Source organism: Streptomyces sp. NPDC006283, from assembly GCF_040613325.1.
Lineage (GTDB): Bacteria > Actinomycetota > Actinomycetes > Streptomycetales > Streptomycetaceae > Streptomyces.
This window is the reverse complement of record NZ_JBEXRZ010000253.1, coordinates 1-10,132: the sequence shown is the minus strand read 5'-3', so window position 1 is coordinate 10,132 and position 10,132 is coordinate 1. Positions and strand designations below refer to the sequence as shown.

Annotated in this window: 10 protein-coding genes; 5 read left to right on the top strand and 5 right to left on the bottom strand. The window is 72.0% G+C overall.

Going from position 1 to position 10,132, the window contains the following annotated elements; all coding sequences use genetic code 11:
• Positions 1 to 123: 123 nt before the first annotated feature.
• A complete protein-coding gene (locus tag ABZ070_RS32385) occupies positions 124 to 1,197 on the bottom strand; it encodes an alkene reductase (protein ID WP_356639125.1) in 1,074 nt (357 codons plus the stop codon).
• 132 nt (positions 1,198 to 1,329) lie between these two features.
• Here ABZ070_RS32385 and ABZ070_RS32380 point away from each other — a divergent pair, with 132 nt between their 5' ends.
• Complete coding sequence (locus tag ABZ070_RS32380; RefSeq protein ID WP_356639123.1) at positions 1,330 to 1,839, top strand: MarR family winged helix-turn-helix transcriptional regulator; 510 nt, start codon at positions 1,330 to 1,332, stop codon at positions 1,837 to 1,839.
• 55 nt (positions 1,840 to 1,894) lie between these two features.
• Here ABZ070_RS32380 and ABZ070_RS32375 read toward each other — a convergent pair whose 3' ends face one another.
• From ABZ070_RS32375 to ABZ070_RS32360, 4 genes are all read right to left on the bottom strand, one after another.
• On the bottom strand, positions 1,895 to 2,956 hold the full coding sequence (locus tag ABZ070_RS32375) for an aminotransferase class V-fold PLP-dependent enzyme (RefSeq protein ID WP_356639121.1): 1,062 nt from the start codon (positions 2,954 to 2,956) through the stop codon (positions 1,895 to 1,897).
• 76 nt (positions 2,957 to 3,032) lie between these two features.
• Positions 3,033 to 3,755 carry a DsbA family oxidoreductase gene (locus tag ABZ070_RS32370; RefSeq protein WP_356639119.1) on the bottom strand — a complete coding sequence of 241 codons (723 nt, stop codon included), beginning with the start codon at positions 3,753 to 3,755 and terminating at the stop codon, positions 3,033 to 3,035.
• 531 nt (positions 3,756 to 4,286) lie between these two features.
• Positions 4,287 to 4,895 (bottom strand): DUF1349 domain-containing protein, encoded by a 609-nt coding sequence (locus ABZ070_RS32365; protein WP_356639117.1) that lies wholly within the window; start codon positions 4,893 to 4,895, stop codon positions 4,287 to 4,289.
• 5 nt (positions 4,896 to 4,900) lie between these two features.
• Complete coding sequence (locus tag ABZ070_RS32360) at positions 4,901 to 6,430, bottom strand: aldehyde dehydrogenase (NADP(+)) (protein WP_356639116.1); 1,530 nt, start codon at positions 6,428 to 6,430, stop codon at positions 4,901 to 4,903.
• Positions 6,431 to 6,557: 127 nt separating this feature from the next.
• Here ABZ070_RS32360 and ABZ070_RS32355 point away from each other — a divergent pair, with 127 nt between their 5' ends.
• The 4 genes from ABZ070_RS32355 to ABZ070_RS32340 all read left to right on the top strand — a co-directional run.
• Positions 6,558 to 7,328: an IclR family transcriptional regulator gene (locus ABZ070_RS32355; protein ID WP_356639114.1), complete on the top strand. Its 771-nt coding sequence runs from the start codon at positions 6,558 to 6,560 to the stop codon at positions 7,326 to 7,328.
• A gap of 2 nt (positions 7,329 to 7,330) precedes the next feature.
• Positions 7,331 to 7,798, top strand: a complete 468-nt coding sequence (locus ABZ070_RS32350) for a GNAT family N-acetyltransferase (protein WP_356639112.1) — start codon at positions 7,331 to 7,333, stop codon at positions 7,796 to 7,798.
• A 141-nt stretch (positions 7,799 to 7,939) separates the two neighbouring features.
• On the top strand, positions 7,940 to 8,914 hold the full coding sequence (locus ABZ070_RS32345; RefSeq protein WP_356639109.1) for a hypothetical protein: 975 nt from the start codon (positions 7,940 to 7,942) through the stop codon (positions 8,912 to 8,914).
• Positions 8,915 to 8,952: 38 nt separating this feature from the next.
• On the top strand, positions 8,953 to 10,132 hold a 1,180-nt coding region (locus ABZ070_RS32340), incomplete at its 3' end, for a histidine kinase (protein ID WP_356639107.1).

Genomic DNA, 10,132 nt, shown 5'->3' with positions numbered 1-10,132 from the left:
CACGTCACGGTCGAGCACCTCGACGTGGCGGCGCACGGCGGCCCCGAGGTCGACGGGCTGGCGTCGCACCTCGAGCCGTCCCGAGGCGAGCCCCTCCGTGTGTCCGCGGCTGACCTGGGCGTGTCAGCCCGCGAGCGCCGGGTAGTCGACGAAGCCCTTGTCGTCGCCGCCGAAGAACGACGCCGGGTCCGGGGTGTTGAACGGGCCGCCGGCCGCGAGGCGCGCCGGGAGGTCCGGGTTGGCGAGGAACAGCGCACCGTACGAGATCACGTCGGCGACGCCGTCCTCGATCAGCGTCAGCGCCTCGGGGCCGGTCGGTCCGTCGGTGGCCGCGTTGAGCACGATCGTCCCGGAGAACTGCTTGCGGAGCGTCTCGGTGAGCTCCCGCAGGTCGGGGCCCGCCTCGAGGATGTGCAGGTAGCCGAGGCCGAGCGGCTCCAGCCGCTGGACCAGAGCGGTGTAGGCCTCCTCCGGCTCCGGCTCCTCGATGTCGTTGTACGGGTTGGAGGGCGATATCCGCAGGGCGGTGCGCTCGGCGCCGATCGCGGCGGCGACGGCCTCGGTCACCTCGACGGCGAAACGGATGCGGTTCAGGGCGGAGCCGCCCCATTCGTCGGTGCGCCGGTTGCTGCTGGGCGCGAGGAACTGGTGGATGAGGTAGCCGTTGGCACCGTGGAGCTCGACGCCGTCGAAGCCCGCCGCCACGGCGTTACGGGCGGCGGCCACGAAGTCCTCGATAGTCGTCCGGATGTCGTCGGCGGTCAGTTCCCTGGGCGTGACGAGGTCCTTGGGGCCCTCGTGCGTGAACACCTGCCCCTGGGCGGCGACGGCGGACGCACCGACGGGTACGAGACCGTCGGGCAGCAACACGGGGTGGCCGATCCGGCCGGCGTGCATGAGCTGCGCGAAGATCGTGCCGCCCTCCGCGTGCACGGCGTCGGTGACCTTGCGCCAGGCGGCGACCTGCTCGTCGCTGTGCAGCCCAGGGGTGTCCGGGTAGCCCTGGCCGACCACGGAGGGCTGGACGCCCTCGGTGATGATCAGACCGGCCGAGGCGCGCTGCCGGTAGTACTCCACGACGGACGGCGTCGGCGTCAGACCCGGGCCGTAGGCGCGGCTGCGGGTCATCGGCGCCATGGCGATGCGGTTGGTCAGGTGCTTGCCGGCGAGTTGGATCGGGTCGAATGCGGTGGTCATGGGACGCTCCCGAGAATATGTGGTCGACCAATATGTGGTCGACCAAGTAATGGCTCGACGCCACTGTAACCCATTCATTGGCCGACCAAGGTAATATCCTGGAAGCAGTTGGATCCCGGCCGAGGAGAGCAGATGTCAGCCGCATCACAGGCGCAGGGCGACCCCGCCTGTACTGAACCGCTGCCGCACGTCGCGAGCAGCGGCCCCGTCAGCCACGCCGTATCCCGGGTGGCGCGGCTCCACCGCATCGCCGCGGGCAAACTGCTCAAGAAGCTGGGCCTCTACCCCGGCCAGGAGTTCGTGATGATGCGCCTGTGGGAAGCCGGCCCCGTGCGCCAGTCGGAGCTGATCAAGGCCGTCGACCTCGACCCCTCGACCGTGACCAAGATGCTGCAGCGCCTCGAGCAGTCCGGCCACGTCCGACGCTGCCCCGATCCGGCCGACCGCCGCGCCGTCCTCGTCGAGGCGACGGAACGAAGCTGCGCACTGCTGTCGGACGTGTCGGCGGCCTGGGGCGAGCTGGAGGAGCACACCCTGGCCGGCCTGGACGACGAGGAGCGCCAGGAGCTCACGCGGCTGCTGGCGAAGATCGAGGCGAACCTGTGCACGCAGACGTGGGACTGCCCGGAGCGGCGCGCCTGACGCGCGGCCCCGGGCAGTGATGCGGCAATCCGGCAGGGCCGGGCCGCGGACAGCCCTAGCCTGCGAGGCACTCCACCACACGGTCGACGTCCGCGGCCGTGTTGTAGAGGTGGAAGGTGACGCGCAGATTGCCCGCACGCCCCGAGACGAGGACCCCTGCGTCGGCCAGCTCGGTGGCCCGGTCGCCGAGGCCGGGCACGGCCACGATCGTCGAGTCGCCGCCCAGCGGCTCCGTGCCGCGCTCCCTGAGTGCGTTCCTGAACTGCCGGGCCAGGGCGGTGTCGTGAGCGTGAACGGTCTCGAGGCCGATCTCCTCCAGCAGCGCCAGCGACTGCTCCGCCGCGTGGTACGAGAGGTAGGCCGGTGACTCGTCGTACCTGCGGGCACAATGGGCGAGTTCGGTGATCGGCCCGTACAACGTGTGCGTCTGCCAGGGATGTTCGGCGGCGAACGTTCCCGCGTGCGCCGGCAGCAGCACCTCCTGGGCTTCCTCGGTCACGGTGAGGAAGGAGACGCCGCGCGGGCAGAGCAGGAACTTGTACCCGGCGGTGACGGTGTAGTCCCACTCCCCCGCGGCCAGCGGCAGCCACCCCGCCGACTGGCTGGCGTCGAGGAGCGTACGGGTCCCGTGTGCCGCCGCGGCGGCCCGTACCGCCGCCAGATCGGCAACCCGGCCGTCGGAGGACTGCACGGCGGAGAAGGCGACGAGCGCCGTGCCGGGACGGACGGCCTCCGCGAGCTCGTCGAGCGGGGCGTAGCGCAGCTTGAGGTCGCCGCGGACCGAGAAGGGCGTGATCACGGAGGCGTACTCGCCCTCGGGGAAGAGCACTTCCGCGCCGGGCGCGAGCGATGCCGCGATCAGCTCCACATGCACGGAGACCGAACCGCCGACGGCAACCCGTCCTTCGTCGACTTCCGTCAGGCGGGCGAAGGACCGGCGGGCGGCGTTCACTGCCTCCCAGTCACCGGAGCCGCCCGGCCGCCCCTCGGCGAGTTCTTCGGCGAGGGCGGCGACGGCTCGGACGGACCTGCGTGGCAGCAGCCCGTTGGTAGCGGTGTTGAGATAGGTCACGCGGGGTGTGAACTCCGCGCCGATCAGCGTCTGCGAGATCTCCATGGATCAAATCTGCGGTCGGGCGGCCACGGGGTCAATCACGCCTTGCTGCACGGAACCGTTGAGCGCTGCTGACGCATCAGCCTTCGACGGCGGCCGCCGGGACCTCGCAGGCGCCGTCGGCGTCGCAGGTGTCGGCGTTTCCCGCGGCGGCGGCCGTGACCTTCCGACCCTGCCACGCCTGCTCCAGCGCCTGGGTGAAGAGTTCGGCGGGCTGCCCGCCGGAGACACCGTACGTCCGGTCGAACACGAAGAACGGCACACCCGTCGCGCCCAGTTCGGCGGCCTCGCGCTCGTCGGCGCGCACCTCGTCGGCGTAGGCGGTCCCGTCCTCGAGGACACGGCGCACCTCAGGCTCGTCGAGCCCGGCCTCGACGGCCAGCGAGACCAGCACCTCCTGGTCGAAGACGGAGCGCTCCTCGGCGAAGTTGGCGCGGTAGGCGAGCGTGAGCAGCTCGTCCTGCCGGCCGCGGGCCTTGGCCAGGTGCAGAAGCCGGTGGATGTCGAAGGTGTTGCCGTGGTCCCGTCCCTCGGTGCGGTACTCGAGTCCCTCGGAGCGCGCGTTGGAGGCGACGTGCTCCTCCATGGCCTGTGCCTCCTCGCGGGTGCGGCCGTACTTCTTCGCGAGCATCTCGACGACCGGAGCGGTGTCGTGCTTGGCGCGGGCCGGGTCCAGCTCGAAGGACCGGTGCACGACCTCGACGTCGTTCCGGTGCGCGAAGGCGGCGAGTCCCTTCTCGAAGCGGGCCTTGCCGATGTAGCACCAGGGACAGGCGATGTCGCTCCAGATCTCGACGCGCATGTTGTTCTTCTCCAGGGTCGTGCGGGCGTGCGGCGTTGCGGAGGTGACCTCCGCAGGGGCACAACGTAGAACGGGCCCGGCTCATTCCGAGCGCGCCCCTCCTGCCCGTCCGCGTTCGACACCCGGCCCGGCCATTCGCCCGGGAGGGGCTCCTCCGCCACGGTGAGCGCGCGGCTGGGCGACGCGAGCAGCAGAGTACTCAGGCACGCCGCCCCGCCTCGCCCCTTCCCAGGCGGCCCGGGTGCGGGCCCGCTCGGCCGGGCCGTCGAAGGCCTCGTCCGGGATACGGCGGTAGTGGGTGGTGGGGCGGGCTTCCGCGTGGAGGGCGGCGATGGCGTCGAGGTCGGCGGGGACGGCGATTCTGATCATGTGACTGCGACGAGGGGCGGGCCCGGTTGCGGCGAACGTCCACAGGCGCGGCAGGCCTCGGCGCCGAACCACGGCGGGGCAGGCCGCGTTGGGGCAGCATCGCGGCGGGCCACGACATGCGTGGGGCGCCTCGAGTGCGCCGGCCGGGCGTCGTGAGCGTGCTCAGGAGCCGTCGCGCAGCCCTTCCGGCCAGCTGTCGCGGTACTCGATGCGGTCGAAGGAGACCACGCAGCCCTCACCGACCGGTGACTGGGCCATGAAGCCGACCAGCGCAGCACCCGCTCGGTCCTCGTCGCCGAGGGTGAAGATGCGGACGAAGGTCCACTGCTCGCCGTCCGTGGAGGCGTGGAAGGCGAACGCCTTGCCCGTGCGGCTGATCCGCAGCCAGACGCTGTCTCCGTCCACCACGAAGGAGTTGGCGTCGTCGGAGTGGCCGCGGGTGACGACCGTGCAGACCGTCGGCTTGTCCGGCGAGAGCTCCAGGCAGAGCTTGGCCCACTCCTGCTCGGTGACGTGCAGATAGAGCACACCGGCGTCGAAGGCCGCGGAGAAGCCGACCTTGACGCGGGCGATCAGCTGGAAGTCGCCCTCCGGCGCGCCGAGCAGGCGGGGCGCGTCGGAGGCCGGTTCGACGGCGTGGCCCGTCGGGGGGACGAAACGGTCCTGGCGGGGGCCGGCCCAGGCGGTCAGCACGCCGTCTTCGTAGGACCAGTCGGCCTCGGGCCCGTATGCCCGCAGGTGGAAGGGGAGATCGGGCAGCTTCAGTTCCATGCGGATCAGTGTTGCAGGCGGCCGTCCACCAGCCGTGGAAGAGCGAGCGGGTTGTCGTCGCGCAGCTCCGGGGGGAGCAGTGCTTCGGGGGTGGTCTGGTAGGTGACCGGGCGCAGCCAGCGCTCGATGGCGGTGGCGCCGACGGAGGTGGACGTGGAGGTGGTGGCCGGGTAGGGGCCGCCGTGGTGCTGGGCCGGTGCGACGGCGACGCCGGTGGGCCAGCCGTTGACGAGGACACGGCCGGCGAGAGGGGTCAGTTCGGCGAGGATCCGCGTTCCGTCGCCGTTTCCTTCGCTCTCGTCGGTGGACAGATGGACGGTCGCGGTCAGGTTGCCCGGCAGGCGGGACAGGACGGCGGTGACCTCGTCGTGGCTGTCGTAGCGGGCGACGACGGTGACCGGCCCGAAGCACTCCTCCAGCAGGAGGTCGTGCGCCCCTTCCTCGGCGAGACGGGCGGCGGGCACGGTCAGGAAGCCGGGGCTGACCGTGTGCTCGGAGGCGGCGCCGGGGGTGACGGGGGCCCCGACGCCGGGCAGGGCGGCGCGTTCGGCGACGCCGGCGACGAAGTTGTCGCGCATGCGGGCGTCGAGCAGGACGCCCGCGGCGGTGTCGCTCACGGAGTCGGTCAGCGCCTTGAGGAGCTGGTCGCCCGCGTCGCCGGCGGGCGCCAGCACAAGGCCGGGCTTGACGCAGAACTGGCCCGCGCCGAGCGTCATCGAGCCCGCCAGCCCGGTGCCGATCTGCTCGGCGCGCTCCGCGGCTGCCGCCTCGGTGATCACGACGGGGTTGAGGGAGCCCAGCTCGCCATGGAACGGGATGGGCACGGGGCGGGCGGCAGCGGCGTCGAACAGCGCCCGTCCGCCGCGGACGGAACCGGTGAAGCCGGCGGCCGTGATCAGCGGGTGCCGCACCAGGGCGATGCCCGCGTCGAAGCCGTGGACGAGACCGATCGCCGCCTTGGGGATGCCGTGTTCGGCGGCCGCCCGGCGCAGCACGGACGCGACCAGCTCGGAGGTGGCCGGGTGGTCCGGGTGGGCCTTGACCACGACGGGGCAGCCGGCGGCCAGCGCGCTGGCGGTGTCGCCGCCGGGGACGGAGAACGCGAACGGGAAGTTCGAGGCCGCGTAGACCGCCACGACGCCGAGCGGCACCTTGTAGCGGCGCAGGTCCGGGACCGGCGGGGTCGCGGTCTCGTCCGGGTGGTCGATGATCACGCCGAGGAAGGCACCCTCGTCGACGACATCCGCGAACGCGCGCAACTGGTAGCAGGTGCGGGCGAGTTCGCCGGTCAGCCGGACCGGGCCCAGGGCCGTCTCCGCGTCGGCGGCCTCGACGAGATGTTCCTTCGCGTCCTCGAGGCGCTGAGCGGCGGTGCGCAGGAACGCGGCGCGGACGGCACGGTCGGCGAGCGAGGCACGGGCGTCGTGTGCGGCCCGTACAGCGGCGTCGACCTCCGCGGCTGTGGCCTCCACCGCAACCTGTTCGCGCTGCTTCCCGGTTCGGGGGTCGACACTCCAGACTGGTGCTGCTGCCACCGCGGCTTCCTTCCGGTCTCTGCCACCCACCCGGGGTTGTTCGGTATTCTGAACACAGTTCCTGGTGGTGAATATGCTGGGACTCTATTTCCGGGCGTTCCGCGCGGTCAAGAAGGGGCGTAGAGCAATGTCAGCTGCCGATTCCGGTGGGGCACAGGTCAAGTCCGCAGTACGGACGGTCGAGTTGCTCGAATACTTCGCCGGGCGCCCCGGCATGCACTCGCTCGCCGCCGTCCAGGAGGCCGTCGGCTACCCCAAGTCCAGTCTCTACATGCTGCTGCGCACCCTCGTCGAGCTCGGCTGGGTGGAGACGGACGCGACCGGGACGCGCTACGGCATCGGGGTCCGCGCCCTGCTCGTCGGCACGTCGTACATCGACGGCGACGAGGTCGTGGCGGCTGCCCGGCCCACCCTGGACCGGCTCTCCGACGACACCACGGAGACCATTCACCTGGCGCGTCTCGACGGCACGAACGTGGTGTACCTGGCGACGCGGCAGTCGCAGCACTATCTGCGCCCCTTCACACGCGTGGGGCGGCGGCTGCCCGCGCACTCCACCTCGCTCGGCAAGGCGCTGCTCGCCACCCACAGCGACGAGCAGGTGCGCAAGATGCTGCCCGAGACGCTCGCGCCGCTCACCGAACACACCATCACCGACCGCGAGAAGCTCATCGAGGAGCTGCACCTCGTGCGCGAGCAGGGCTACGCCGTGGACCGGGAGGAGAACACCCTGGGGCTGCGCTGCTTCGGCATCGCCATCCCCTACCGCACCCCGGCCCGCGACGCGATCAGCTGCTCGGTTCCGGTGGCCCGGCTCACGCCCGCGCACGAGCAGATGATCAAGGACGCGCTGTTCGACGCACGCGACCGGCTGACGCTCGCGACCCGGAGGCTCTGACCGTGGACATCGTGCTGCGCGAGGTGGAGGACGCCGATCTGCCCGTTTTCTTCGGGCACATGAGCGACCCCGAGTCCAACCGAATGGCGGCCTTCACCAGCAAAGACCCGACGGACCGCGCGGCGTTCGACGCCCACTGGGCGCGGATCCGCGTGTCGGACGCGGTGATACGCACAGTGCTCGTCGGCGAAGAGGTCGTCGGCCACGCAGCGGTGTACGGGCCGCCTCACGAGCGGGAGGTCACGTACTTCATCTGCCGCGCCCGCTGGGGCCGCGGCATCGCCACTCTCGCTCTGCGGGCCATGCTGGACCTGGTCCCGACCCGCCCGCTGCGCGCCCGTGCGGCCGCGGACAACGCGGGGTCGATCAGGGTGCTGGAGAAATGCGGGTTCGTGCTGACGGGGCGGGACCGGGGCTTCGCGAACGCCAGGGGCGAGGAAACGGACGAGGTGGTGCTGGAGCTGCGGTGACTCTCCCCGCCCCGGGGTCCGCCCCCGGCACGTGAGATATCGGCGCCCCACCTTATGGGCAGCCGGGCTCCCCCGAGCGGCGGAGGCGGATCGTCGCCCGGCAGGAGGTGGGAGGGCAGCCGGGAGCGGCACGGTGGGGGCATGACAACAACCCCGGCCGACACCGGCCTTCGTCAGCGGATCCACCCCGGCAGGGCGGCACTGCGCGCCGTCGCGATCGCCGCCTGTGTGCCGTACCTCGGACTCAAGATCTCGTGGATCGCGGGCAGCCGTGTCGGGATTCCCGACGGGAGCGCGCTCCTCGACCACCGCGTCCTCATGGCTCTGGCCAACAGCGTCACGGTGCTGATGGACGGCGCCGTCGTCGTACTGGCGATGCTGCTCACCCGGCCGTGGGGTCTGCGGGTGCGGGCCTGGCTGCTGACCGTGCCGATGTGGGGCGCGACCGGGCTCCTGGCGCCGATCATGGTCGGCTTTCCGCTGCAGCAGATCGGCGTCGCGTTCGGCGGCACCAGAACTCAGGACAGCGCCGAACCGTTCCTCCACGACTGGGTGTTCGCAGTCGTCTACGGCGGCTTCATCCTCCAAGGACTCGCTCTCGGCACGCTGTTCGTGCTCTACGCCAAGGACCGCTGGGGTCATCTGTGGCGGGGCAAGGTGTGGGATCTGCCGACCGGTGTCACGGGCGCCTTCATGCGCAGGACCGCCGTCGCCGGGTCGCTGCTCGCCCTGTTCCCGGCCGTGATGCACGGGCTGTGGGCGACCGGTTCGACCGTCGCCCTCTCCGCGGAGAGGGCCGCGCAGCGCACCACGGACTTCTATCTGCTGGAGGCGACCCGCATCGGCTTCATCGGTGTCGCCGTCACCGGCGTCCTGCTGCTCGCCTTTCGCCTCCGGCCCACCCTGTCGGTGAGGTCGCCGCTGGCCATGGCCTGGGTCGGGTCCAGCGCCCTGGGCGCCTGGGGCGGGTGGATGCTGCTGGCCTCGCTCATGCCGGACGGCGATGAGGGAAAGTCGTCCTCGGCGCTGCTGGTGCTCACCTACATTGGAGAGATGATCACCGGCCTGCTGCTCACGTGCGCCGTCGCCTCTCTGCTGCGCCGGCGCGGCGCGTGACGTACTCCGGCTCGGGACGAATGGCCGGCTCGGGAGGAATGGCCGGCTCGGGACGACGGGCCGTGCGGGCCCTGTTCGGCCGCCGGGCCAGGCTGCGCTGGGTCCATCTGGTGGTCGGCGGCGCGCTGTTGATGCCGTTCTGGCTGGTGTGCACGGTGGCCATCGGTCCGCTGACCGAGGAGAAGAACCTGTTCGCGGGCTCGGCGGCGCTGCAGTTCGGTTCGTACGCCATCGCGCTCCCGCTCGTCGCCGTCGCCGGACTGTTCCCCATGGCCAGGCCGCTGTCGGTGGCCGCCGCCCGCGCACTGTGCGGGGTGCCGGCCGAGCGGCTGGCGGAGGGGCAGGCGCGCAGCCGGGCGGCGCGGACGCGCTCCGCGGGCTGGCTCATCCTGCATCTGGGGGTCGGCGCGCTGGTCAGCGGCGCGTCACTCGCACTCCCCCCGTTCGCCGGCGGGCTGATCGTCGCGCCGGTGTTCGCCGGGGTACGGGATTTCCTCCAAGTGCCGGACACCGGCTGGTCGGCGGTGCTGCTGCCGCTCGCCGGCGCCGGGATGCTGCTGGCGCTCGCGACCGTGTCCGCCGCGGCGGGGGCCCTGCTGGCCCGCCTGGCGCCGGTGCTGCTCGGCCCCACCCCGGCCGACCGGCTTGCCGCGGCCGAGCAGCGGGCGACGGAGCTCGCGGAGCGCAACCGCCTCGCCCGTGAACTGCACGACTCCGTCGGCCACGCGCTCTCCGCCGTCACCTTGCAGGCGGGAGCTGCCCGCAGGGTGCTGGACAGCGACGTCGCGTTCGTACGGGAGGCGCTGGCCGCGATAGAGGAGACCACCCGGCGCACGGTCGGGGCACTCGACGCCGTGCTCGGTCTGCTGCGGCAGGACGGCGACGGAGCCGGCCGGCTCGGCGGGCCGACGCTCACGTCGCTCGACGGGCTGGTGTCGCGCGGCGGTGTGCCCCTGTCCCTGCACGTCGAGGGGGAGCTCGCCGCAGTTCCGGCGCCCGTGTCCCGCGAGGCGTACCGGATCGTCCAGGAAGGGCTGAGCAACGCCCTTCGCCATGCCGGGGCTGCACCGGTGACGCTGGGGATCGCCGTGGACGGCGAAGGACTGGAGATCACGATGGAGAACCCTCTGCCCGAGCGGGCGCCGGTGGTGCGCCCGGGAGGCGGGCGGGGCCGAGTTCGACCTGTCCGGGGTCGAGGCTCTTCAGGAATCGCAGGAC